The organism is Limnohabitans sp., from assembly GCF_044373035.1.
Classification (GTDB): Bacteria; Pseudomonadota; Gammaproteobacteria; order Burkholderiales; family Burkholderiaceae_C; genus Limnohabitans_A.
In genome coordinates this window covers 1-22682 of sequence record NZ_JBILQU010000007.1, presented here as the reverse complement: position 1 = coordinate 22682, position 22682 = coordinate 1, and the positions used below count along the sequence as shown (strand labels likewise).

The window sequence follows — 22682 nt, the reverse complement described above, 5'->3', positions numbered from 1 at the left end:
ACTCGGTGACAGCGGTTTTGCTGGAGTTGTCAAGCCAAAAGCCAGACATGCTTGTGGTCGAAATGTCGATGCCAAGGTCCCCACATCAAAGGACTTTCCAGACTCTTAAAAACTTCAACCAGCGGCCGCTGTCGGGGATCACAAACCGGGATGTAACCCGCATGGCGTAAAGGTTTTCTGAAGTATTTATTTTGAGATACCGTCAAAAATACCGCAAATTGTTATCAAAGGCGGTTGGCAGGCCTGTTAAAGCGCCTTTGAGCGCCCACGAGGCCGCCCATAAAAAATGTTTTTAATTTGCACGCGCAAAAATCTGTGCAAGCGCATGCATCTCTGGCCATGGGCTGTAGAGATTTCTACGCCCACCCATTAAAGTGTTCTTTAAGATGATCGCAGCAAGCTTGTAGTGCTTGGTGTCGTAACTTTTCCCGTCTGCGGCAGTTATTCAAAAATTTCGAATAACTGAATCTTCCTCCAGTTCACTGTCGGCGAACACCTTTTTCAGGTGGTAGTTGATGGTCTGGGTTTCAACGTTGTAGAGCACGCCCAGCATCTTCTGGGTCAGCCAGATACTTTCATCCGCATAAATGGCCTCCACACCATCCTGGCCGCTGGTGGCGATATAGGTCAGATATTCAGCCGCTGACGAACGGACGATGGAGACTTCGTTTTTCTTGGGGACGCGCTTATTCATTCTGCAAAGTCCCCCAACTCGCTCTCGATCTGCTCAATACTGGGCAAGCTGGTTTGCAGGGTTTCCGGCAAGGCGCGGGTGAGCTCGAAGCCAGAAACGCCGATGGGGCTCTCTACCCCGCGCAGGGCGTATTCGGCCAGCAGGCGATTGGGCTCCTGGCATAAGATCAGCCCGATGGTCGGTTTGTCGGTCTCATGGCGCAACTGATCATCGACCACGCTGCAATAAAAGTTCATTTTCCCCGCGTATTCAGGTTTGAAATCGCCGCGCTTGAGCTCAATGACCACATAGCAGCGCAGCTTGAGATGGTAGAACAGCAGGTCGATATAGAAATCCTTATCACCAATGTCGAGATGGTATTGGCGGCCGACAAAGGCAAAGCCCTGGCCGAGTTCCAGTAGAAACTTCTCCAGGTGGACAATCAATCCCGTTTCCAGCTCGCGCTCGTGAAAGCCGCTTTTCAGCGTGAGGAAATCAAACAGGTAAGGGTCTTTGAGGGTTTGCTGTACCAAATCCGAATCCGGCTTGGGCAGGCGCAGCGTGAAGTTGCTGGCCGTTTTACCCTGGCGCCGGTGGGCGTCGCTTTCGATTTGCGTGAGCAGAATGTTGCGGCTCCAGCCATTCTCAAAGGCGGCGCGCATGTACCACTGGCGCGTGGCCGGGTCTTTGACTTTGCGCATCAACTCGGCGTGATGCCCCCAAGGCAGGGCAAGGATGAGTTCCACCGCAAAAAGTGCCGCAGCTTATGGCACTTTTTGTGGGGTGGGTTGCAACAAAAGACGCGCCCGTTTCTATTTATGCCACAGGCTGTGGCACAAATTCCAGATCGGCATATTCGCGATAAAAAGCCAGCATGCGTTTGATATTGCGTTCGGAAAAGCCTTTTTCTTCCGGCAACTCGTTATGCAGATCGCGCGCCAGGCGTGGAATCACCGCTGCACACCAGCCTTCTTGCTGTTGGCGGGTGTGAATCAGGGCGCCAATATCCCAATACAGGCGAATGAGCTCGGCATTGACGGCCAGCATCGCCCGCGTTTGCGCATGACGCACACGTTGCTTGATGTCGCCCAGCAATGCGGCGTAATCGGTAGGCGTGAGAGGAACGGGTTGATCGCTCATACTTGCCTCCTTCACGCCACCGTGACCTGAATGCAAGGAATCTTGACGCGTGAGTCTTCGCTAAAAATCATCGGATCACTTCTCCCTGTACTTGTTGTGCGCTTGTCAGGCCGATCCACTTGGCCCCGCGCCCCTTGCCTGTCGGAGCAATCAGACCTTCGGCTTTCATCGTGCGCAATACCAGCCGCACCATGTCGCGGCTGATGCCGGGGCAGGCTTCTTCAATTTCAGAAATAGAAAAAGGTAGATTGCGCTTGCGTATTTCTGCCCGCACCCGGTCGCCCTTAGCACCACGTCCACGCTCAATGGTACCGACTCGTGCTTCGAATTCCTTATAAGCGCGCAGCAATGCACCCCAGAAGTAGTCGAGCCATGGGGCGATATTTTGTGCGCCCTCGTGCCAACCCTGCGAGCTGGCCTCCAGCGTTTCGTAGTAGCTCTCCTTCGATTCCTCGAAGATTCGCTCCAGACTAATGAAGCGGCCCACGGTGTAGTCGGCGTGGTAAAGCAGTTGCAAGGTGAGCAGCCGAGCCATGCGGCCGTTGCCATCAGGGAATGGATGCACGCATAAGAAATCAAGGATGACCAGCGGCACCAGCACCAGTGGGTCAGCCAGGTGCTGATCCAGCGCTGACCGGTAGCGCGCAATGGTGTCCGTCATCGCCATGGGCGTGAGGTGAGCCACTACGGGGCGAAATCGAATGCGCGTACTGCCATCGGGGTGGCGCTCAATGATGTCGTTGTTGGTGGCTTTCCAGTGACCACCCGGCTGCGGCATATAGCGGTACAAGATGCTATGCAGCTGCAGGACCGTGCCCTCTGAGAAGGGCATTTGTTCGCCGCTTTCATGAATCAGTCCTAAGGCATCGCGGTAGCCGGCGATTTCTTGTTCGGAGCGGCTCTTGGGCGTTGCGTTTTTGAGTACCAGTGACTTGAGTCTGTGGGCTGCAACGACAACACCTTCGAGTCGGTTGGATGACTCCGTCGATTCGACAACTGCCACCTGCCGCAGGTCGCTCAGCACCTCTGGCGATTGCGCAACATATAGAAGCTGCTTGCCACGGTACTCGCCCAGCGCGCGCAGCGTTGCCAGTTGCTGCGTGTCAAACCGCAGTTTGGCGAGGTAGTCTGGCGTTAGTGAGTGCATGGCGCATGAAATATGGGGAAATTGGGGTAATCTTAATGCATATTGGGGTATTTTATCAATGCATTACCCCATTATTTCGATGATTACCCCATTTGATAACAACCGTGGTAACTTGAGACAAAGGCTACGGCAATCTCAATTTGCACTCGGCATGCCCCCCCTGTTTTCAATTTGCACGTACAGAAATCTGTGCAAGCGCACGCATCTCTGGCCATGGGCTGTAGAGATTTCCACCCCCTACCTGCCAGCCCAGCCTGTCAGAGAAACGGGTTTTTGGGGATCAGCCTATGGCTGGCGAGTTTGTTTATTTCGTACCGCTGCGAATCGCAATAACATCTGCTCCAGTGCGCAACTTGTCCAAATAGTTGGCCCAATTTTGCATCATTACGCGCCGCGCTGGCAGGTGGGCTGTGCGGTTGTAGGCTCTGCCGTTTGGGTCTTTCACCGCATGCGCCAATTGGTGCTCGATCAGATCGACCCGTTCACCCATCACTTCATCCATGATGGTGCGCGCCAGCGCCCGGAATCCGTGAGCGGTATGAACCTCTTTGCTGTAGCCCATGCCACGCAAGGCGGCGTTGATGGTGTTCTCGCTCATGGGTCGCTCTCCCGTGCGCAGACTAGGGAACACGTAACGGCCGTGCCCGGTAATCGGTTGCACGCTGCGCAACAGTTCGACCGATTGCGTGGACAGCGGCACCAGGTGATCAACTTTCATCTTCATTTTGCTGGCAGGCATGCGCCACTCCGCCGCGTCAAGGTCAATCTCTGCCCATTCCGCCGTGCGAAGTTCACCGGGCCTCACAAACACCAATGGGGACAGCTTGAGCGCAGCCACAGTGCAGGGGTGCCCGGTGTAGTCAAAAATTGAGCGCATCAATTCACCCGCCTGCTTCGGTTCCGTGATTGCGGCAAAGTGCGACTCAGGTATTGCCGAGAGTGCGCCGCGAAGGTCGGTCGTCACGTCTCGCTCGGCCAGACTAATTGCAACCGTATCCCGAAAAATCTGTCCGCATATCTGCTTTGCCCGGTGTGCCGTGTCAATTGAGCCTCTCGTTTCAATTTTGCGCACTGCCCTGTCCAGAACATCCCTCGGCTTGATGGTGGATATGGGCATGTGTCCAATGAAGGGGAACACATCCTTTTTCAGAAAGGTGGTGATTCTGGATTGAGTCACCTCGGCGCGCTTGGCCGCAGTTTTGGTCAACCAGATCCGCGCCACGGCCTCAAAGGTATTGGCTGCTGCATCTGCCTGTTCCTGCTGTCGACAAAGCGGTAATCCATTCGCCAATATTTGCCCACTGCGTTGACCAGCAAATACAAGGCGCGGCCATCTGTGTACTTATCCCCAGAGGTAACCCCAGTGTTTTAAACGTTCTTGATAAAGATGTTGGTCAGCGCCATTGGGTCTACTTTGACGGTATGTGGGTTTTCGGCTCTTCAGATACCGTCAAATCTACTGCTTTTTTGACGGTATGTCATGTTATCGCCTGAAATCCGATGAGACAAATAAAAACCCGCAATGCCAATGAACATGCGGGTTTTGAGGTGTTCTGACACGTTAAAAAACTGTCGGTTGGTGCGGCTGGCGGGGATCGAACCCACGACCCTTGGCTTCGGAGGCCAATACTCTATCCACTGAGCTACAGCCGCACTTCAATGTTTAGATTATGTCACGCCCGCACTCAAGATCGCCTGATTTGAAAGTTCGATCAAGGGTGCAACGCTATAATCCAAGGTTGATTTTTGACCTACACATTGGCCCTTGTGGTCACGCCCCAACAGAGGATCTCATGAGCGACAACAGCCACGATCAGCACGAAGCCCACACCGGCCCGGTCAAAACCCCAAAGCAAATGCTTTTGTTGAGTTTGGCCTCTTTCGTCATCCCCGTGTTCATCATCATTGGCTTGGTGTACTACGTGACTTCGGCCAACAAGCCAGCCGCAGGTGCGGTCAATACCGAAAAAGCCACGGCCATGCGCATCCAGAAGGTGGGCGTTGTTGAAGTGCGCGATGCCAATCGCCCTCTCAAACCTGGTGCTGAGGTTTACAAAGCGCAGTGTGCGGCATGCCACGATGCCGGTGCTGCTGGCGCACCGAAGTTTGCAGATGCAGGTGCATGGCGTGCGCGCTTGGGCCAAGGCCTTGAGGGCTTGGTGAACTCCGCCCTCAAGGGCAAGGGTGCGATGGGTGCTCAGGGTGGCGGCGATTTCAACGATACCGAAATTGCCCGCGCTGTGGTCCACTTGGTCAATTCAGGGGGTGGCAAATTCGACGAGCCCAAAGCCCCGGAAGCGGCCAAATAAATTACCCACTCTCCCATAAAACCGACGTGCACCGTCGGTTTTTTTTATGCTTGTTTTTGTCCGATTTTTACCTGGAGTGGGCTCAGTTCATACGCATATCGGGCAGGCAAATCCCTGGCTTCAGCATCCTCCAAAGTCCATCGCCCCATCTCTATCGCTTGCGCTGCCCTTGCCACATCCAGTGTGTGCACCAGCCCCAAGCCCAGCGTGGTGTCCAAGTAGACCAGGCCGTTTTCGTCCACCAACATTTTGCGAACCTCTGCCATCACCCCGGTGTGCGCCATCACCGTGAAGTCATTTTCAATGCGCCAGATGTGGGGCGTTATTTCGAGTTCGACGTAAACCCTTTGCGGCCCGTTCTGGAAATACCATTGCCCTTGCGCATCGGACTCGTAATTGCGTTGGATGAAGTCGATCAGTTTTTCATGCCTTAACAACGAGCCTTTGGTGCCCGGCTGTCCACTTTGGAAAGCGCCCAGTGCCTGCACCCGGTCATCGCGCATCCACCATTGTCCTCGGCTGTCCAGGCCCAGCCAACCATAACAATCCGGAACATCGGGCCATTTGACCATGGCTTGCCGAACGATGTCATCCATGCTGGGCCTCCCCTGTCTTTGTGCCCTGTCCTGTGACCTGCAACAGCCATCCCCCCACCGCTTCAGGTAATGCCCTCACATGACCCGGCCACACCCCTTGTGCAAATCCGACATGACCGCCTTGCTCGGGTTGCCAGAGCGTCACGCTGTTGGACACACCGCCTTTCACAGGAAGACTATTGGCAGGTACAAAAGGGTCATTCAAGGCGTTGAGTGCGAGCGCGGGCAATCGAATGTCGCGCATCACGGGCTTGGCGGACGCATGGGTCCAGTAATCTTCGGTTCCCTTGAAGCCATGCAAAGGGGCGGTGAAGACGTCGTCAAACGCATAAAGATCCTTGGCTGCGATCAAGGCCGCCTTGTCAAACAGGCCCGGGTGTTGGGCCCATTTGGCCAGAGCTTTGGGTTTCATGCTGCGCAAAAACATGGGCGTGTAGATCTGCCGGTTGAGCCCCCGACCTATGGCAATTCCACTTTGCATCAGGTCAAGTGGCGCACAGATGGCGGCGATTGCATCGGCTTTGAGTGCAGCTTCATGACCTTGCATGGCGGCCCAGCGCATCAAGGCATTGCCCCCCAAGGAAATGCCAACGGCCAGCAGTATTTGACCGCCAGCGGCCCGGTGTTCGCTGCGAAGTCGCTCCAACACCCAGTTGATCTCTTCATGATCCCCTGAATGGTAGGCGCGCGGTGCGAGGTTCAGCTGGCCACTGCAGCCCCTGAAATGAGGCACAGCAAAATTCATGTCTTGCGCGTCGGCCCAAGCGGCAAATGCTTGAGCATAGTGGCTCATCGAAGAACCTTCCAAACCATGGAAAAGGACCAGCAAGGGCCGATCTGCTCGACTGGCCATTTGCTTGTCGATGTCCAAAAAATCAGAATCGGGTGTTGTCCACCGTTCTCTGCGCATGGGCTTGATGGGGCCCGATCGCCTGCGCGCGTAAAGTGCGGGCCAAATCGTCTGGGCATGTCCACCTGGCAGCCAGGCGGGTGCTTGGTATTGCATGCGCTTTTCAGTGCAAGACCGTGGGTTTGACCCCCACATCGACGGCATCTTGGGGTGTGCCTGGACTGGCGTGGTGGGCCACCATGCGCCAGCCTTGCGGGGTCTTGTGGTAAACATTCGTGGCGATCACATAGGCCTGCCGTGCCCCTTGTGGCGTGATGACTTCCACCCTTTCAACCAGGTGGTGAACTGAACTGGCCAATGATTCCACCTTGTACACCCGTTCGGGAAACGCCTGAACACTGCCATTGTTGAACATGGCCTCGAATGTGGCGCGTATTGCCCCTGCCCCGATCATGCGTCCTCCACCGGGATGCACGCAGACGATGTCGTCCTCTTCAGCCCAGCATGACATGAGTTTTTCGATGTCGGCGTTGTGCAAGGCTTCGTAAAAGGCCTGTTCGATGTCATCAGGCGTGCCGCCGACCACTGCCGCCTGGAGTTTTGCGCGCTTCATGGGCTTGTTCTGGTCCAGCAATTCATCGCGACATTTTGCACTGTTTACCTGTCCAATAAAAAACCCGGTCACAAGAGACTGTGCCGGGTTCTGGTCATTTTCTGGATGTCAAGCTCAGCCTGGCTTGAGCAAAAGCAGATTACTTTTTACGGTATTTACGAAGGGCCGACAACTGGGCCGCCAGCACCGCCAATTCAGACTGCGCGACAGCCAAGTCGATTTCGCTGTTGGCGTTGCGCAGTGCCTCTTCGGCCAATTGTTTGGCCGCATTGGCTTTTTCTTCGTCGAGGTCTTTGCCGCGAATCGCGGTGTCCGACATCACGGTCACGCAGTCAGGTTGCACTTCCAAAATGCCACCGGCCACGAAAACGAATTCTTCACCGCCGTCGGCCTTCTCGATGCGAACCGAGCCGGCTTTGATGCGCGTGATCAGGGGCGTGTGGCGTGGGTAAATGCCCAGCTCGCCAGACTCACCGGGCAAGGCCACAAAACGGGCTTCACCTGACCAGATGGACTCTTCGGCACTGACCACATCAACGTGGATGGTGTTCATGTTTTCTCCTTAAAAAGGTGCTTTGAAGCGGGCTGCAGGGAGACTGGTCGGCCACCCTGCGGCACTGCTTTAAGCGGCCTTTTTGGCCTTTTCGAAAGCTTCGTCGATGGTGCCGACCATGTAGAAAGCTTGCTCTGGCAGGTGATCGCATTCGCCAGCCACAATCATCTTGAAACCACGGATGGTTTCGGCCAATGTGACGTACTTGCCAGGCGAGCCGGTGAACACTTCAGCGACGTGGAAAGGTTGTGACAGGAAACGCTGGATCTTGCGAGCGCGCGCCACGGCCAACTTGTCTTCGGGTGCCAAGTCGTCCATGCCCATGATGGCGATGATGTCGCGCAATTCACGGTAGCGCTGCAATGTGCCTTGCACAGCGCGCGCGGTTTCGTAATGGTCCTGGCCCACGACCAAGGGGTCGAGCTGGCGGCTGGTGGAGTCCAGTGGATCCACAGCAGGGTAGATACCCAAAGAAGCGATGTCACGCGACAACACCACGGTGGAGTCCAAGTGCGCGAAAGTGGTCGCAGGCGATGGATCGGTCAAGTCGTCCGCTGGCACGTAAACGGCCTGAATCGATGTGATCGAGCCGACTTTGGTCGACGTGATGCGTTCTTGCAAACGGCCCATTTCTTCGGCGAGTGTTGGCTGGTAACCCACCGCAGAAGGCATACGACCCAACAAAGCGGACACTTCGGTACCAGCCAGTGTGTAGCGGTAGATGTTGTCCACGAAGAACAACACATCTTTGCCTTCGTCACGGAAAGACTCAGCGATGGTCAGACCAGTCAAAGCCACGCGCAAACGGTTGCCTGGTGGCTCGTTCATCTGACCGTACACCATGGCCACTTTGGACTCAGGCAGGTTCTCGAGGTTCACAACGCCGGAGTCGGCCATCTCGTGGTAGAAATCGTTGCCTTCACGGGTACGCTCACCCACACCTGCGAACACGGACAAGCCGCTGTGCGCTTTGGCGATGTTGTTGATGAGTTCCATCATGTTCACGGTTTTGCCCACACCGGCGCCACCGAACAAGCCCACCTTACCGCCCTTGGCGAACGGGCAAACCAAGTCAATCACCTTGATGCCGGTTTCCAGCAGCTCTTGTGAAGGACTCAGTTCATCGTAAGCAGGCGCTTTTCGGTGAATCGATGCGGTCAGTTCTTGGCTGACGGGGCCACGCTCGTCGATGGGTGAGCCGAGCACGTCCATGATGCGGCCCAGTGTGGCTTTGCCCACGGGAACGGTGATGGGGTTGCCGGTGTTGGACACGATCAAACCGCGGCGCAAACCGTCGGATGAGCCGAGCGCAATGGTGCGCACGATGCCGTCACCGAGTTGCTGCTGCACTTCAAGGGTCAGCGCAGAGCCTTCCATTTTGAGCGCGTCATAAATTTTGGGCATCTGGTTGCGTGGGAATTCCACGTCGACCACGGCACCAATACACTGGACAATTTTTCCTTGGGCTTGCATTTTTCGCTCCAAATAATTTGAATTTGCTGAACTGGGAATCAACCGCTGATCGCGGCTGCGCCAGAGACGATTTCCGACAGTTCTTTGGTGATGGCGGCTTGACGGGTCTTGTTGTAGACGAGTTTGAGTTCGCCAATCACATTGCCAGCGTTGTCTGTGGCAGCCTTCATGGCCACCATCCGTGCTGCGTGCTCTGAGGCCATGTTTTCGGCCACAGCTTGGTAAGCCAGAGCTTCTGCATAGCGGATCAACAAATCGTCAATGACTGCCTGGGCATCGGGTTCGTAGATGTAATCCCAAGCGTGTGTGTGACCAGCTTCTTTCGTTTCGGCCTTCATATCGGCGGCAGACAAGGGCAGCAGCATGTCGATGGTGGGCACTTGCGCCATGGTACTGACAAACTTGTTGTAGCACAGGTAAACCGCACTCACTTCGCCAGCAGCGTACGCATCGAGCATGACCTTGACAGGGCCGATCAGCTTGTCCAGGTGCGGTTTATCGCCCAATTGCGTCACATGAGACACCACCTTGGCATTGACACGGTTCAAAAAACCGAGACCCTTGCCACCGATGGCCACCGCCACAGGGGTTTTGCCCTGTGTTTGTGTTTCACGCAATTGAACCGTCACGGCACGCAACAGGTTGGTGTTCAAGCCACCACACAAACCCTTGTCCGTGGTGACCACAATAAAGCCCACCGACTTGCCGTCGTTGCGCTTCATGAATGGGTGCACATACTCAGGGTTGGCTTGACCAAGATGGCTCGCAATGGTGCGAATCTTCTCGCTGTAAGGCCGGGCCGTGCGCATACGCTCCTGCGCTTTGCGCATTTTGGAGACGGAAATCATCTCCATGGCCTTGGTGATCTTCTTGGTGTTTTCCACCGATTTGATCTTGGTGCGTAGTTCCTTGCCCGATGCCATCAGAGGCTCCTTTTGATCAGGTGGAAATTAAGCAAAGCTTTTCTTGAAAGCGGCCACGGCAGAGTGCAATTCGGCTTCCGCCTCTTTGTCCAGTGCTTTGCTGCTTTCGATCTTGGCCAACAAAGCAGCGCATGAATCTTTCAAGTAAGCGTGCAAGCCGTGCTCGAAAGCCAAGACCTTCTTGACGTCGATGTCGTCCATGAAGCCTTTGTTCACCGCAAACAAGCTGGCACCCATCAGGCTGATGGACAGCGGGCTGTACTGGGCTTGCTTGAGCAATTCCGTCACGCGGGCACCGCGGTCCAGCTGCTTGCGTGTGGACTCGTCCAAGTCAGAAGCGAACTGCGCAAACGCCGCCAATTCACGGTACTGGGCCAAGTCGGTACGGATACCGCCGGACTGGCCTTTGATGACTTTGGTCTGGGCCGAGCTACCCACGCGAGACACCGAGATACCGGCGTTGATCGCAGGGCGGATACCGGCGTTGAACAAACTGGTTTCCAAGAAAATCTGACCGTCGGTGATCGAAATCACGTTGGTGGGCACGAAGGCCGACACGTCACCGGCTTGGGTTTCGATGATGGGCAGAGCCGTCAAAGAACCCGTCTTGCCCGTCACGGCACCTTTGGTGAAGGCTTCGACGTAATCGGCGTTGACTCGGGCTGCGCGCTCGAGCAGACGGCTGTGGAGATAGAACACGTCGCCAGGGTAGGCTTCGCGGCCTGGTGGGCGGCGCAGCAGCAGCGACACCTGACGGTAAGCCACGGCTTGCTTGGACAGGTCGTCATAAACGATCAAAGCGTCTTCGCCGCGGTCACGGAAGTACTCGCCCATCGTGCAGCCGGAATAGGCTGACACGTACTGCATCGCAGCGGATTCAGAGGCGGAAGCGGCCACCACAATGGTGTATTCCATTGCGCCAGCTTGCTCCAAAGCACGCACCACGTTCTTGATCGACGAGGCTTTTTGGCCAATCGCGACGTAAACGCAGGTCATGTTCTGACCTTTTTGGTTGATGATGGCGTCGATCGCAACAGCGGTTTTGCCTGTCTGGCGGTCGCCAATGATCAGTTCGCGCTGGCCACGGCCCACGGGCACCATGGAGTCGATCGACTTCAGGCCGGTTTGCATGGGCTGGTCTACCGACTTACGCGCAATCACGCCGGGGGCGACTTTTTCGATCACGTCGGTCATCTTGGCGTTGATCGGGCCTTTGCCGTCAATCGGCTGACCCAGAGCGTTCACCACACGGCCAATCAACTCGGGGCCGACGGGCACTTCCAGAATGCGGCCAGTGCACTTGACTGTGTCGCCTTCAGAGATGTGCTCGTACTCGCCCAAAATCACGGCGCCGACTGAGTCACGCTCGAGGTTCAGGGCCAAGCCGAATGTAGCGATACCATCGGCTGTGGATGGGAATTCAAGCATTTCGCCCTGCATCACATCAGACAAACCGTGAACGCGAACGATACCGTCGGTCACAGACACCACAGTGCCCTGGTTGCGGATATCGGCGCTGGCGGACAGCCCTTCAATGCGGCTCTTGATCAGTTCAGAAATTTCTGCGGAATTGAGTTGCATGACTCTTTCCTTCTTTCTTTAAATATGTCCGGTCTCAATCCGCATCAAGCGGTGAGGGCCGATTTCATTTGTTCCAGTTGGGCCTTGACAGAGGTATCGAGCACCTCGTCGCCCACCACCACACAGATGCCGCCAATCAAGGTGGCATCGAGCTCGACAGACACATTGAGCTTGCGCGCAAAGCGTTTTTCGAGCGTGGACGACAAGTCGGCCAAGGCCGATGCGTCAATGGGGAATGGGCTGTAGACCACCGCGTCAGCGGTGCCACTTTGCGCATTCACAAGGGCCCTGTACTGCCGTGCAACGACAGGCAGCGCACTGAGACGGCTATTTTCGATCACCAGTTGCAGGAAATTCTTGCCAGCCTCGGGCAGTGCTGTTCGCAACAAGCCAGAGATCAGATCGAATGCCTGCGCAGCGGACACTTTGGGGCTGTCGACAAACTGTTGCAGTTGCGCGTTCTCGGCAATGGCCGCAAGTTCGTCCAGCCAAGCGGCCGTGCCAGCAAGATCGGATGCCTGCGCTTTGAAAAGCGCATCGGCATAAGGGCGGGCGATGGTAGCAAGTTCTGCCATGGTCTTCTCTGGCTGGAGCTTCTTACAGCTCGGTCTTGAGGCGGCTCAGCAGATCAGCGTGGACACCAGCGTTGACTTCCTTGCGGAGAATCTGCTCGGCACCCTTGACCGCCAAAGCTGCGACCTGCTCTCGCAGACTTTCGCGCACTTTGACAGCTTGCTGCTCAGCTTCGGCTTTTGCAGCAATGATGATCTTGTTGGCTTCTTCGGTGGCTCGTGCTTTGGCTTCTTCAACAATGCCATTTGCACGGCGCTCGGCATCGGCCAAACGCGATGCGGACTCATTGCGCGACTGGACCAGTTCGGACTCCACACGCGCATTGGCGTTGCTGAGTTCGGCTTTGGCTTTGTCTGCGGCAGCGAGACCGTCAGCGATTTTCAGTGCCCGTTCGTCAAGCGCTTTTGTGATCGGGGGCCACACGAATTTCATCGTGAACCACACCAAAATCGCAAAAACGATCATCTGTATGAACAGAGTAGCGTTAATGTTCACGGTTCGGTCCTTCTTCTAGGGGAAGAGGTGCGTGAATCACTTCAGAATGAAGGGATTGGCGAAAGCGAACAACAACGCAATGGCCACACCGATCAAAAAGGCGGCGTCGATCAAACCAGCCAACAAAAACATTTTGGTCTGCAACTCGTTCATCAATTCAGGCTGACGTGCACCGGATTCGAGGAATTTGCCACCCATCATGCCAATGCCAATGGAGGCACCCAAAGCGCCCAAACCAACGATCAAACCGCAAGCCAATGCCACCAGGCCGAGAATGTTTTCCATGTGAAGCTCCTAAAGTGAGAGGAAAAAAGAAACAAGAAACGAAAAAAATGTCATCAATGCGCGTCGTGCGCTTGGCCTGTGTAGACCAGCGTCAACATCATAAAGATGAAAGCTTGCAAAGTGATCACCAAGATGTGGAACAAAGTCCACACCGTGCCGCCGATGATGTGGCCAATGGCCAAGCCCACACCGGTTGCTGACAATGCCCAGCCACCGCCCATGAGGGCAATCAGCATGAACACCAACTCACCTGCAAACATGTTGCCAAACAGCCGCATGCCATGCGAGACCGTCTTGGCCAAATATTCGATCATCTGCATCAAGAAATTGATGGGGTACAGCGCCCAATGGTCACCAAAAGGCGCCGAAATCAGCTCATGCACCCAGCCGCCGAGGCCCTTGATCTTGATGTTGTAAAACAAACAAATCAACAACACAGAGCATGACAAACCCAAAGTTGTGGACAGGTCAGCGGTCGGGACCACACGCATGTAATCTTTAAAACCCAAAGCAGGACCCACTGCATGCCAAGCACCTGGGAGCAAGTCCACTGGCAGCATGTCCATGGCATTCATCAGAAAAATCCAAACAAAAACCGTCAGCGCCAGCGGTGAAATCAGCTTGCGGCTGTTGGCATTGCGAATCACGCCTTTGGCCTGGTTTTCAACCATTTCGGACAGCAATTCAACAGCCGCCTGGAAGCGCCCCGGCACACCCGATGTGGCTTTGCGGGCAGCCGACCACAAAAGAAAGCAACCGACCATGCCCAAAAACACCGACAGAACAACCGAGTCGAGGTTGAACAAACTGAAATCCACAATGCTAGTTTGCTTCACACCTTCAAATGAAAAGTTCATTTGTAAGTGCTGCAAGTGATGCTGGATGTACTCTCCAGCCGTTGGGGCGTGCGCGCCAGCGTTTTCAGCAGCCATAAATCACCAATCAGTTCAAAAAATAGTCGGCTTCGACTTCCGTTGCATATAGCCCAGCGCCATGGCCAGCCAATACACCTTGGTCGTCACCACAAAGCCAGCCACCAGGGCAAGCCAGCTTAAATTCGAAATCACTTTTGGCGCCACCAAGAGCAACGCCACGGTCAAGATGATCTTGACCAACTCCCAAAAAAACAAACCTATCAAGACAGCTTTAGGCTGAATTTGACGCATTTGTCTGCTCAAAGCCCTGATGAAAACCACAGCAGGGATCACAGCCGATGCGCAACCCCAAGCCACCGATGCGGCCAAATGGAAATCTCGGGTGAACAATCCCGTCAACAACACCATCAAAGCGCCTATGCCTATTTGCAGGAATAAGACATGCCATGGCGAGGTTTGAGGATGGCTTAACCGCCAAGCCGCCGCCTCTTCAGCAGTCAAAGTCTTGAATTCATCATCCGAGACCTCGACAACACCTTCTTTAACTTGCGGATTGTTTTGCGATGATGCAATTTTGACCATCTCAAATTACAATCAGGTTACAGATCAGACAACAACTACAGAGCTCAAAATTATACCTAGAAACCCTTGTGTGCTCGATTTATTCGAATCAATTTTTTGACCCTGCAAAAGCCAAGCGCAGTCACTGCGGCCACAATGACTCACCTCGTGGGCTGATAATTTATTTAATCCACGCAAAATCAAACGGTTTTTATGTACGAATGGTTTAAATTTTTCCATCTTGCCGCCGCTATCGTTTGGATGGGTGGCATGGCTTTGGTCATTTTGGCGCTGCGCCCCGTGGTCATTGCCCAGATGGCACCGCCTGAACGCTTGAACCTGATGGCGGGCGTCTTGTCACGCTTTTTCAACATGGTCTGGGTGTCGGTCGCTCTGATTTTGGCGTCGGGCTTGTGGATGTTGTCCATGACCGACATGAAACTTGCCCCCCGAGGTTGGCACGCCATGTCGGCGCTGGGTGTCTTGATGTGCTTGATCTTTGCGCACATTTGGTTTGTCCCGTTTCGGCGTCTGAAAGCTGCCGTGTCAGTGTCCGACTGGCCTGCGGCTGGCAAGGCTTTGGGGCAAATTCACCCCATGGTGTTGACCAATTTCGCCTTGGGTTGGTTGGCGGTTTTGGCCGTGCTGGTGTGGCGTTAAGCTGGCTAACCGAACGTCTTTCTCCATGAGCGCCTCCACCACCCCGCCCAATGGCATAGACCCGCGCAAAGACACCCTGATCGAGTACCCCTCGGTCTTTCCCATCAAGGTCATGGGTGCCATGGTCGACGGCTTTGCCGAAGCCATGTGCCAAGTCGCCCTGCAATTTGACCCGGGCTTTGACGCGCGCAGCATCGAGCTGCGCCCCAGCAAGGGCGGCAACTACCTGGGCGTGACACTGAGCATCACGGCCACCAGCCGCGAACAACTCGACGACCTGTACCGCGCCCTGACCTCGCACCCGATGGTCAAAATCGTGCTTTGAGCATGGACATCCGGCAGCTTGGGCGGGTGGACTACTTGCCAACCTACGAGGCCATGCAGGCCTTCACGGCGGCCAGGACAGCTGACACCCCGAATGAACTTTGGCTGTGTGAGCACCCCCCCGTGTTCACCCAAGGGCTGGCGGGGCAAGCCTCGCACCTTTTGATGCCAGGCGATATTCCAGTGGTGCAGACCAACCGGGGCGGGCAAGTCACTTTTCATGGCCCCGGGCAGGTCATGGCCTACCCCTTGGTCAACCTGCAGCGCGCCGGTTACTACGTGAAGGAATATGTCTTCAAACTCGAGGAATCCATCATCCGCACCTTGGCCCACTTTGGCGTCACCGGCCACCGCGTGGCAGGCGCACCGGGCATTTATGTGCGCTTGAATGATCCTTTCAGCCATGCGGCGCTGGTGGGCCCGGCCCCCGCCAACGACCCGTTCAAGGGCCTGGGCAAGATCAGCGCTCTGGGCATCAAGGTCAGCCGACATTGCGCCTACCACGGTGCGGCCCTGAACGTGGCCATGGACCTTCAACCCTTTGAGCGTATCAACCCCTGTGGTCATGCCGGGTTAAAAACCGTGGACCTTTTTACAATCGGGGTAGAGACCACTTGGGACGAAGTCGCCCAGGTGCTGACGAGCCAACTCGCCGCCCTACTTTGAAACACCGCTCCGAACTGACGCACCTGACCCGCCGCCTTGCGGCGACCGAAAGAAACCCATGAGCAACACCCACACCGAACGCCCCGTGGTCCGCGAAGCGCAAAGCGTTGAAAACTACGACCCCATGGCCAAGCAAAAAGCGGCGGCCAAACTCTCGCGCATCCCGGTCAAAGTGGAACAAGCCGAAGTGCTGAAAAAGCCCGACTGGATACGCGTCAGGGCGGGTTCATCCAGCTCGCGCTTTGACGAAATCAAAAAAATCTTGCGCAGCAACAAACTGGTGACTGTGTGCGAAGAGGCCAGCTGCCCCAACATCGGCGAATGCTTTGGCAAGGGCACGGCCACCTTCATGATCATGGGCGACAAATGCACGCGCCGCTGCCCATTTTGCGACGTGGGCCACGGCCGCCCCGACCCGCTGGACGTGAACGAGCCGGACAACCTGGCCAAGACGATTGCACAGCTCAAGCTGCAATACGTGGTCATCACCAGCGTGGACCGCGATGACCTGCGCGACGGCGGCGCTGGACACTTTGTCGAGTGCATCCGCAAAACCCGCGAACTCTCGCCCAACACCCAGATCGAAGTGCTGGTGCCCGACTTCCGGGGCCGCGATGACCGCGCACTCGAGATCCTGAAGGCCGCACCGCCCGATGTGATGAACCACAACATGGAAACCGTACCGCGACTGTACAAGGAAGCGCGCCCCGGCTCTGACTACCAGTTTTCACTGAACCTGCTGAAAAAATTCAAGGCACTGTTCCCAAATGTGCCGACCAAGAGCGGCCTGATGGTCGGCCTGGGCGAGACCGACGAAGAAATTCTGGACGTCATGCGCGACATGCGTGCGCACCACATCGAGATGCTGACCATTGGCCAGTACCTGGCCCCCAGCAACAGCCACCTGCCGGTGCGCCGCTACGTGCACCCCGACACCTTCAAGATGTTCGAGGCCAAGGCCTACGAAATGGGCTTTTCGCACGCGGCTGTGGGTGCGATGGTGCGCAGCAGTTACCACGCGGACCAACAAGCCCACTCGGCGCAAATGAGCTTGGCCGAGAAGGCCTGAAGCCCCATTTTTTGATCAACCGCACTTGGACTTTCACCGCCATGACCGACGCCAGCACTTACACCCCTGCCTCCGTATGGACTTGGAACAAGGCCAACGGCGGTCGCTTTGCCAGCATCAACCGCCCTATCTCCGGTGCGACGCACGAACAGGACCTGCCGCGCGGCAAGCACCCGCTTCAGCTGTACTCATTGGGCACGCCCAACGGCGTCAAGGTCACGGTCATGCTCGAAGAATTGCTGGCCCTGGGACACTCTGGTGCTGAGTACGATGCGTGGCTGATCCGCATTCAAGAAGGCCAACAGTTCAGCAGCGGATTTGTGAGCGTGAACCCCAACTCCAAAATACCTGCGTTGTTGGACTGCAGCGGTGAACAATCCGTGCGGGTGTTCGAGTCAGGGGCCATCTTGCTGTACTTGGCCGAAAAGTTCGGCGTCTTGGTGCCCACCGATCCGGCTGAACGTGCGGAATGTCTGTCATGGCTGTTCTGGCAAATGGGCAGCGCCCCTTATTTGGGCGGCGGTTTCGGGCATTTTTATGCCTATGCCCCGGTCAAAATCGAATACGCCATTGACCGATTTGCCATGGAAGTCAAACGCGAAATGGATGTGCTGGACCGCCGCCTGGCCGAGCACCGTTTCATCGCGGGCGACGACTACACCATCGCCGACATCGCCATCTGGCCCTGGTACGGCGCCCTGGCCAAAGGTCTGCTTTACGACGCGGGTGAGTTCTTGCAGGTGCAGGAATACACCCATGTTCAGCGCTGGGCCAATGAGCTCGCACAACGCCCAGCCGTACAACGTGGGCGCATGGTCAACCGCGTGATGGGCACCCCAGAGTCACAGCTGCACGAACGCCACGACGCCAGCGATTTCGACACCCGCACGCAGGACAAACTCAACAAGGTTTGAGATCAGGCATGCATCATTGTCTTTGCGTCCCGCCGGTGCCCACCGTCTTCAGCGGGCCATGTCACTCGCCGGGTCTTCGCTGTCCAACACCTCTTCAGCCCAAGGTGCCAACTTGGCGCAATCCGAGCGCAACACCTGTTGTTTGACGGAAAGAATTTGCGACGGGTGCATGGAAAAACTGCGCAGGCCCAGACCCAGCAACAAACGGGTCATGGCCACGTCACCGGCCATCTCGCCGCACACGGAAACACTTTTCCCTTGTCGGTGACATTCGGAAATGGTGTCAGCGATCAGGTGCAACACGGCTGGATGCATCGAGTCGTACAAATGCGCCACCGACTCGTCAGCGCGGTCTATGGCCAAGGTGTACTGAATCAGGTCATTGGTGCCGATGGACAAAAAGTCGAAGTGTTTCAGAAACAAGCGCAAAGACAAAGCCGCCGCCGGGATCTCGATCATGGCACCCAACCGAACAGGACCATAGGCCACACCCCGGCGGTCCAATTCTTGGCGCGCCTGTTCAATCAGAACCAAAGTCTGGCGAATTTCGCTGCCATGGGCCAGCATGGGAATCAGCAAATTGACCTGGCCATACGCTGCGGCACGCAAAATGGCGCGCAATTGGGTCAAGAACATCGCCGGGTCGGCCAAGCACCAACGGATGGCCCGCAAGCCCAGCGCAGGGTTCAAGTGAGAAGCTTCATGCCGGGTGTCGTCCAGCGGTTTGTCGGCCCCCACGTCCACCGTGCGGATGGTCACGGGCAAACCCTTCATGCCGTCCAACGCACGGCAGTAGGCTTGAAACTGCTCTTCTTCGTCGGGCAAATGGCCTTGTCGGCCCATGAACAAGAATTCGCTGCGAAACAAACCCACACCGACCGCACCTGCAGTGAGTGCAGCCGCGGTGTCTTCAGGCATCTCGATGTTGGCCAGCAGTTCGATTTTTTGTCCGTCGAGCGTGACGGACGGGGTATGGCGCAAGCGCGCCAGGCGCTCGCGCTCCAGGTCGCCCTGGCGTTGTTTGAAGCCGTAATCGGCCAGGATGATGGGCGAAGGGTCCACGATGACCACGCCTGCATCGCCATCGATGATCACCCAGTCGTCTTGCTTGACCAGCTGGCTGGCGGTGCGCGCGCCCACCACCGCCGGAATGTCCAGACTGCGCGCCACGATGGCGGTGTGCGAGGTCTTGCCGCCGACATCGGTCACGAAGCCGGTGAACACGCTTTGCTTGAACTGCAACATGTCGGCGGGCGAGAGGTCGTGCGCCACCAGCACCAAGGGCACATCGGTGTCGCCCAATTGCAACTCTTGCTGGGGCCGCTGGGGTCGCTTGGTTTGTGCCACCAAAGGCCCTGTGCCCTTGAGGCAGTGCAGTACCCGCTCGCCCACTTGCTCCATGTCGGCCTTGCGTTCGCGCAGGTAAGGGTCTTCCATTTCCTCGAACTGACGCACGATGATGTCGAGCTGACTGGTCAGCGCCCACTCTGCGTTGTACAAGCGCGTTTTGATCCATTGCACCACGCCAGAGGTCAGCTCTTCGTCTTGCAGCAGCATCAAGTGCACATCCAGCAGGGCATCCAGTTCGTGCGGCGCGTCCTTGGGCATGTCTTTTTGGAGGCGCTGCAGTTCGTCAACCACCGCATCGCGGGCCACGCGCAAGCGCTGGATTTCGGCGTTGACTTGGTCGGGTTTCACAAAGTAGTGCGCCACATCGGCCCGGCTGGAGGCCACCAGAACGGCACGCCCGATGGCGATGCCGCGCGCCACTGCCAGTCCATGGATACTGAAGGTCATGGCTTACTCGCCTTCACCAAACTTGTCGTTGATCAGGGCCAACAGCGCCGCCAAGGCTTCTTCTTCTCGCTCGCCCAGGGTCTCGACCATCACCTCACTGCCCAGACCGGCAGCCAACATCATCACGCCCATGATGCTTTTGCCATTGATGCGCCGCTCAGCCTTGCTCATCCAGACATCGCAAGGAAAGCTGCCCGCCAGTTTGGTCAACTTGGCCGATGCGCGGGCATGCAGGCCCAATTTATTGCTGATGGTCACGTTGGCTTGGGGCATGTCTTTGTCCGGTTTGGTTTTGGGGTGCGGTGCTGCCCACGGGCATCACGCCCTGGGTGCCGCCTGCGTGGGCGCGTGCGGCCAGCGCATCCAGGCTTTCGTGTCGGTAGCACACGCTGCGCAGCAGCATGGGCAAATTGGCCCCGGCCACCAGGCGCGTGTGCAGCCCATCACCCAACTGCTGGGCCACATTGCAGGGCGTGGCACCAAACACGTCACTGAGCAGCAACACATCGGCCGTGTCCAGTGCGGCCATGACTTCGCGAGCCCGGGTCAAGGTGTCTTCGGGCGTGTCGTGGGGCAACACGTCCAGCGCCAGCACGCCACTGGCGCAATCGGGAAACACGTGCAGGGCGCACTCGCGCAAAGCGGTGGCCAGGGGGGCGTGGGCGATGATGAGGATGCCGATCATGGTGGGGACCGATTATCAACTCTGCGCTGGTTTTTTCAGCATGAAAAAGACCCACGAGGCGAACGAAGTCAGGCCGAAACAGGCCAGTGCCACTTGGTACGCCTGTGTGTTGGCCAGCCCCAGGCCGCGCCCGGCATCGACCAGCAAGCCGATGCCCCACTGCACCACAAAAATGCCCGCAAAAATCACCAGGTTGTAAGCCGATAAAGCGCGACCCGCCAAGTGCGATGGAAAAGCCATGCCCACGGCAGGTTGGGCCAGCGACACGAAGGTGCTGCTGACGCAAAACAGCGCCACGCCCACGGCCGCGGCGTCGCCAATGGCAGGGCCAATCCCAACCAGGGCCGCGATGACCCCGAAACTCAATGGCAACCCCCAGGCGATCAGACGCTCGACCGGGATGCCCCGGCGAGCCAGTCCCGGCGTCATCAAGCCCCACAACCAAAAGGTCACCAGCATGGCCAAGTTGATGAGGAACAGCCCGTACGCCGCCTCCGACGCCGTCCAACCCGCCACCTGGGTCATCCAGGGGCCCGCCCACAGGGTCTGAATGGCCACCATGCCGCCGTAGGTGAAAAAGCCAATCGGCGTCATGCGCCAAAAGTAGGCGCTGCGCCAGATTTCGCGGTAACTGCCGTCGTCGTCGGGCGGCGTCTGCGCGGCTGCGGTCGTCAGCGTGGCTTTTTGCCAAACCGGCACCAACAGGGCAATCAAGAACATGGAGATGGCGATCATCACGCCCAGCACCACAAACAGGGCACGCCAGCCCCAGATGGGCATGAGCCACTGCACCGGCAAGGTGGCCGCCAACATGCCCAAAGAGCCGGTCATCAGCATCCAGGAGTTGGTGCGCAGTTGGGTGCTGGCGTCAAACCAACGCCGGTAGCCCGTCAGCGGCGCCATCAGGCAAGCACTCACGCCCATGCCGCACAACACGCGCGCCGCCAGCAAACCATGAAAACTGTCGGCCCAGGCAAAGGCCAGGCAACCGAGCACCGCAAAGCTCAAAAAAGCCAGGATGACTTTTTTGGGCCCGTGCTGGTCCAGCCAGCGCCCCAAAGGCAGTTGGGTGAGCGAAAAGCCCAAAAAGTACCCACCAGCCAGCAGACCCAGGTCCTGCGCGCTCAGGTTGAATTCGGCCGTCAAGGTGGGCGACAGGGTGGCGGTGATGGCCCGCACCAGGGCCGAGAAAAAATAGGCCAGCGCAAAGGCCAAAAACACCACCACGGCCATGCGGCGCGGCAAATGGTCGGGATGCGCCAAGGTGTTGCTGCTCACGGTGGTGGCGCTCATGGCTGAATGCTTTCAAACAAGGTCGAGGACAATTCCACCGCGATTTTGCGGTCATACACCACGGCATGGACCAACCGCACGCGCTCGCCCTCTGCCAACGCTCCCCAGACAGCATCCATGCTCACCGGCTCACCATTGGCGCGCAGGCCTGGGGCTTGTACCCGCAAAGAAGTCGCCAAGGGCAACTGGCCAGGGCGATGCCAAGCCTGCTGCTGCCCGGCCACCAAGGGTTGGGGCACGCGGGCATTGTCGAGGGTGGCTTTTTGCCAAGCGGCCATCACGGCGCTGGCGTCGGACCCGGCAGGCAAGGCCGCGCTCATCACCGCAAACATGGCCGTGCCGCTTTCGCAGCCTACCACTTGCAACTCCACAGGCACGCCGCCCAAAGGCACGCTGCGGGCGGTTCGGTCGGGTTTGCAGGGCAGTTGGACTTTGAGCGCACTGCCCTCAAAAGCCACATCGCGCCAGTTTTGGGCAGGGTTGCAAGCGCTCAAAGTCAGGGCCCCGAAGAGGCTGGCCACCAGGGCCGAGGAATAGATTCGCATGGGGTGATTATCCTGATCAGCGGCCGCATTGGGTTTTGGCGACAATGTGCCCCATGAACTCACTCGACGGCATCCGCGTTCT

General features: G+C 57.0%; 26 protein-coding genes, 1 tRNA gene and 1 pseudogene. 6 read left to right on the top strand and 22 right to left on the bottom strand.

Translation table 11 applies throughout. The features are described from left to right. Window positions 1-445 precede the first annotated feature (445 nt). From ACIQ47_RS02275 to ACIQ47_RS02255, 5 genes and pseudogenes are all read right to left on the bottom strand, one after another. Window positions 446-694 (bottom strand): hypothetical protein, encoded by a 249-nt coding sequence (locus tag ACIQ47_RS02275; protein ID WP_396436643.1) that lies wholly within the window; start codon window positions 692-694, stop codon window positions 446-448. Continuing rightward, a pseudogene (locus ACIQ47_RS02270) lies at window positions 691-1813 on the bottom strand (YhcG family protein). Before ACIQ47_RS02270 ends, ACIQ47_RS02275 begins: the two are co-directional and overlap by 4 nt. 67 nt (window positions 1814-1880) lie before the next feature. After that, a complete protein-coding gene (locus tag ACIQ47_RS02265; RefSeq protein ID WP_396436642.1) occupies window positions 1881-2960 on the bottom strand; it encodes a Fic family protein in 1080 nt (359 codons plus the stop codon). Between the two features lie 304 nt (window positions 2961-3264). Further along, on the bottom strand, window positions 3265-4251 hold the full coding sequence (locus tag ACIQ47_RS02260) for a tyrosine-type recombinase/integrase (protein WP_396436641.1): 987 nt from the start codon (window positions 4249-4251) through the stop codon (window positions 3265-3267). A 286-nt stretch (window positions 4252-4537) separates the two neighbouring features. Next, window positions 4538-4613, bottom strand: a tRNA-Arg gene (locus tag ACIQ47_RS02255). A gap of 140 nt (window positions 4614-4753) precedes the next feature. Between ACIQ47_RS02255 and ACIQ47_RS02250 the strand changes: the two genes are divergently transcribed. Then, complete coding sequence (locus ACIQ47_RS02250; RefSeq protein ID WP_396436640.1) at window positions 4754-5269, top strand: c-type cytochrome; 516 nt, start codon at window positions 4754-4756, stop codon at window positions 5267-5269. 44 nt (window positions 5270-5313) lie between these two features. Here the strand turns inward: ACIQ47_RS02250 and ACIQ47_RS02245 are convergent, their stop codons facing one another. From ACIQ47_RS02245 to ACIQ47_RS02190, 12 genes are all read right to left on the bottom strand, one after another. Next, on the bottom strand, window positions 5314-5865 hold the full coding sequence (locus ACIQ47_RS02245; protein WP_396436639.1) for a DUF2946 family protein: 552 nt from the start codon (window positions 5863-5865) through the stop codon (window positions 5314-5316). Continuing rightward, a complete protein-coding gene (locus tag ACIQ47_RS02240) occupies window positions 5858-6871 on the bottom strand; it encodes a YheT family hydrolase (RefSeq protein ID WP_396436638.1) in 1014 nt (337 codons plus the stop codon). Before ACIQ47_RS02240 ends, ACIQ47_RS02245 begins: the two co-directional genes overlap by 8 nt. 7 nt (window positions 6872-6878) lie before the next feature. Continuing rightward, entirely contained in the window at window positions 6879-7328 is a 450-nt protein-coding gene (locus ACIQ47_RS02235; protein WP_396436637.1) for a YybH family protein, read from the bottom strand. Between the two features lie 139 nt (window positions 7329-7467). Then, on the bottom strand, window positions 7468-7881 hold the full coding sequence (locus ACIQ47_RS02230; protein WP_108352574.1) for a F0F1 ATP synthase subunit epsilon: 414 nt from the start codon (window positions 7879-7881) through the stop codon (window positions 7468-7470). Window positions 7882-7950: 69 nt separating this feature from the next. Continuing rightward, on the bottom strand, window positions 7951-9354 hold the full coding sequence (gene atpD, locus ACIQ47_RS02225) for a F0F1 ATP synthase subunit beta (RefSeq protein ID WP_396436636.1): 1404 nt from the start codon (window positions 9352-9354) through the stop codon (window positions 7951-7953). Between the two features lie 38 nt (window positions 9355-9392). Beyond that, complete coding sequence (atpG, locus tag ACIQ47_RS02220) at window positions 9393-10277, bottom strand: F0F1 ATP synthase subunit gamma (protein WP_396436635.1); 885 nt, start codon at window positions 10275-10277, stop codon at window positions 9393-9395. Between the two features lie 27 nt (window positions 10278-10304). Next, the gene (atpA, locus tag ACIQ47_RS02215; protein ID WP_396436634.1) at window positions 10305-11858 is read right to left on the bottom strand and encodes a F0F1 ATP synthase subunit alpha; all 1554 of its coding nucleotides are present in this window, start codon (window positions 11856-11858) and stop codon (window positions 10305-10307) included. A gap of 44 nt (window positions 11859-11902) precedes the next feature. Further along, the gene (locus ACIQ47_RS02210; protein WP_396436633.1) at window positions 11903-12433 is read right to left on the bottom strand and encodes a F0F1 ATP synthase subunit delta; all 531 of its coding nucleotides are present in this window, start codon (window positions 12431-12433) and stop codon (window positions 11903-11905) included. A gap of 22 nt (window positions 12434-12455) precedes the next feature. Further along, entirely contained in the window at window positions 12456-12926 is a 471-nt protein-coding gene (locus ACIQ47_RS02205) for a F0F1 ATP synthase subunit B (protein ID WP_396436632.1), read from the bottom strand. 36 nt (window positions 12927-12962) lie between these two features. Next, window positions 12963-13211, bottom strand: coding sequence for a F0F1 ATP synthase subunit C (gene atpE, locus ACIQ47_RS02200; protein ID WP_108352568.1), 249 nt, complete (start codon window positions 13209-13211; stop codon window positions 12963-12965). Window positions 13212-13264: 53 nt separating this feature from the next. After that, on the bottom strand, window positions 13265-14143 hold the full coding sequence (gene atpB, locus ACIQ47_RS02195) for a F0F1 ATP synthase subunit A (protein ID WP_396436631.1): 879 nt from the start codon (window positions 14141-14143) through the stop codon (window positions 13265-13267). A gap of 15 nt (window positions 14144-14158) precedes the next feature. Beyond that, window positions 14159-14668, bottom strand: coding sequence for an ATP synthase subunit I (locus ACIQ47_RS02190; RefSeq protein ID WP_396436630.1), 510 nt, complete (start codon window positions 14666-14668; stop codon window positions 14159-14161). 249 nt (window positions 14669-14917) lie between these two features. Here ACIQ47_RS02190 and ACIQ47_RS02185 point away from each other — a divergent pair, with 249 nt between their 5' ends. Genes ACIQ47_RS02185 through yghU form a run of 5 tightly spaced genes read left to right on the top strand, consistent with a single transcriptional unit; the run spans window position 14918 to window position 18280 of the window. After that, window positions 14918-15307: a CopD family protein gene (locus ACIQ47_RS02185; RefSeq protein WP_396436629.1), complete on the top strand. Its 390-nt coding sequence runs from the start codon at window positions 14918-14920 to the stop codon at window positions 15305-15307. Window positions 15308-15332: 25 nt separating this feature from the next. Further along, entirely contained in the window at window positions 15333-15632 is a 300-nt protein-coding gene (locus ACIQ47_RS02180; RefSeq protein WP_396436628.1) for a DUF493 family protein, read from the top strand. 2 nt (window positions 15633-15634) lie between these two features. Next, window positions 15635-16297: a lipoyl(octanoyl) transferase LipB gene (gene lipB / locus ACIQ47_RS02175; protein WP_396436627.1), complete on the top strand. Its 663-nt coding sequence runs from the start codon at window positions 15635-15637 to the stop codon at window positions 16295-16297. A gap of 58 nt (window positions 16298-16355) precedes the next feature. Beyond that, complete coding sequence (lipA, locus tag ACIQ47_RS02170) at window positions 16356-17366, top strand: lipoyl synthase (protein WP_396436626.1); 1011 nt, start codon at window positions 16356-16358, stop codon at window positions 17364-17366. 41 nt (window positions 17367-17407) lie between these two features. Beyond that, on the top strand, window positions 17408-18280 hold the full coding sequence (yghU, locus tag ACIQ47_RS02165) for a glutathione-dependent disulfide-bond oxidoreductase (protein ID WP_396436625.1): 873 nt from the start codon (window positions 17408-17410) through the stop codon (window positions 18278-18280). Between the two features lie 48 nt (window positions 18281-18328). Here yghU and ptsP read toward each other — a convergent pair whose 3' ends face one another. Genes ptsP through ACIQ47_RS02140 form a run of 5 tightly spaced genes read right to left on the bottom strand, consistent with a single transcriptional unit; the run spans window position 18329 to window position 22600 of the window. Beyond that, on the bottom strand, window positions 18329-20077 hold the full coding sequence (ptsP, locus tag ACIQ47_RS02160) for a phosphoenolpyruvate--protein phosphotransferase (protein ID WP_396436624.1): 1749 nt from the start codon (window positions 20075-20077) through the stop codon (window positions 18329-18331). Window positions 20078-20080: 3 nt separating this feature from the next. Further along, window positions 20081-20350: an HPr family phosphocarrier protein gene (locus tag ACIQ47_RS02155; protein ID WP_396436623.1), complete on the bottom strand. Its 270-nt coding sequence runs from the start codon at window positions 20348-20350 to the stop codon at window positions 20081-20083. Beyond that, on the bottom strand, window positions 20319-20762 hold the full coding sequence (locus ACIQ47_RS02150; RefSeq protein ID WP_396436622.1) for a PTS sugar transporter subunit IIA: 444 nt from the start codon (window positions 20760-20762) through the stop codon (window positions 20319-20321). Before ACIQ47_RS02150 ends, ACIQ47_RS02155 begins: the two co-directional genes overlap by 32 nt. A gap of 15 nt (window positions 20763-20777) precedes the next feature. Next, window positions 20778-22055 (bottom strand): MFS transporter, encoded by a 1278-nt coding sequence (locus ACIQ47_RS02145; protein ID WP_396436621.1) that lies wholly within the window; start codon window positions 22053-22055, stop codon window positions 20778-20780. Next, a complete protein-coding gene (locus tag ACIQ47_RS02140) occupies window positions 22052-22600 on the bottom strand; it encodes a hypothetical protein (protein ID WP_396436620.1) in 549 nt (182 codons plus the stop codon). Before ACIQ47_RS02140 ends, ACIQ47_RS02145 begins: the two co-directional genes overlap by 4 nt. Between the last annotated feature and the right edge of the window lie 82 nt (window positions 22601-22682).

Bases quoted from the DNA above. Each gene is read 5' to 3' on its own strand.
- ACIQ47_RS02275 (WP_396436643.1), bottom strand. From the start codon at position 694: ATGAATAAGCGCGTCCCCAAGAAAAACGAAGTCTCCATCGTCCGTTCG.
- ACIQ47_RS02265 (WP_396436642.1), bottom strand. From the start codon at position 2,960: ATGCACTCACTAACGCCAGACTACCTCGCCAAACTGCGGTTTGACACG.
- ACIQ47_RS02250 (WP_396436640.1), top strand. From the start codon at position 4,754: ATGAGCGACAACAGCCACGATCAGCACGAAGCCCACACCGGCCCGGTC.
- ACIQ47_RS02245 (WP_396436639.1), bottom strand. From the start codon at position 5,865: ATGGATGACATCGTTCGGCAAGCCATGGTCAAATGGCCCGATGTTCCG.
- ACIQ47_RS02240 (WP_396436638.1), bottom strand. From the start codon at position 6,871: ATGCAATACCAAGCACCCGCCTGGCTGCCAGGTGGACATGCCCAGACG.
- ACIQ47_RS02235 (WP_396436637.1), bottom strand. From the start codon at position 7,328: ATGAAGCGCGCAAAACTCCAGGCGGCAGTGGTCGGCGGCACGCCTGAT.
- ACIQ47_RS02230 (WP_108352574.1), bottom strand. From the start codon at position 7,881: ATGAACACCATCCACGTTGATGTGGTCAGTGCCGAAGAGTCCATCTGG.
- atpD (WP_396436636.1), bottom strand. From the start codon at position 9,354: ATGCAAGCCCAAGGAAAAATTGTCCAGTGTATTGGTGCCGTGGTCGAC.
- atpG (WP_396436635.1), bottom strand. From the start codon at position 10,277: ATGGCATCGGGCAAGGAACTACGCACCAAGATCAAATCGGTGGAAAAC.
- atpA (WP_396436634.1), bottom strand. From the start codon at position 11,858: ATGCAACTCAATTCCGCAGAAATTTCTGAACTGATCAAGAGCCGCATT.
- ACIQ47_RS02210 (WP_396436633.1), bottom strand. From the start codon at position 12,433: ATGGCAGAACTTGCTACCATCGCCCGCCCTTATGCCGATGCGCTTTTC.
- atpE (WP_108352568.1), bottom strand. From the start codon at position 13,211: ATGGAAAACATTCTCGGCCTGGTGGCATTGGCTTGCGGTTTGATCGTT.
- atpB (WP_396436631.1), bottom strand. From the start codon at position 14,143: ATGGCTGCTGAAAACGCTGGCGCGCACGCCCCAACGGCTGGAGAGTAC.
- ACIQ47_RS02190 (WP_396436630.1), bottom strand. From the start codon at position 14,668: ATGGTCAAAATTGCATCATCGCAAAACAATCCGCAAGTTAAAGAAGGT.
- ACIQ47_RS02185 (WP_396436629.1), top strand. From the start codon at position 14,918: ATGGCTTTGGTCATTTTGGCGCTGCGCCCCGTGGTCATTGCCCAGATG.
- ACIQ47_RS02180 (WP_396436628.1), top strand. From the start codon at position 15,333: ATGAGCGCCTCCACCACCCCGCCCAATGGCATAGACCCGCGCAAAGAC.
- lipB (WP_396436627.1), top strand. From the start codon at position 15,635: ATGGACATCCGGCAGCTTGGGCGGGTGGACTACTTGCCAACCTACGAG.
- lipA (WP_396436626.1), top strand. From the start codon at position 16,356: ATGAGCAACACCCACACCGAACGCCCCGTGGTCCGCGAAGCGCAAAGC.
- yghU (WP_396436625.1), top strand. From the start codon at position 17,408: ATGACCGACGCCAGCACTTACACCCCTGCCTCCGTATGGACTTGGAAC.
- ptsP (WP_396436624.1), bottom strand. From the start codon at position 20,077: ATGACCTTCAGTATCCATGGACTGGCAGTGGCGCGCGGCATCGCCATC.
- ACIQ47_RS02155 (WP_396436623.1), bottom strand. From the start codon at position 20,350: ATGCCCCAAGCCAACGTGACCATCAGCAATAAATTGGGCCTGCATGCC.
- ACIQ47_RS02150 (WP_396436622.1), bottom strand. From the start codon at position 20,762: ATGATCGGCATCCTCATCATCGCCCACGCCCCCCTGGCCACCGCTTTG.
- ACIQ47_RS02145 (WP_396436621.1), bottom strand. From the start codon at position 22,055: ATGAGCGCCACCACCGTGAGCAGCAACACCTTGGCGCATCCCGACCAT.
- ACIQ47_RS02140 (WP_396436620.1), bottom strand. From the start codon at position 22,600: ATGCGAATCTATTCCTCGGCCCTGGTGGCCAGCCTCTTCGGGGCCCTG.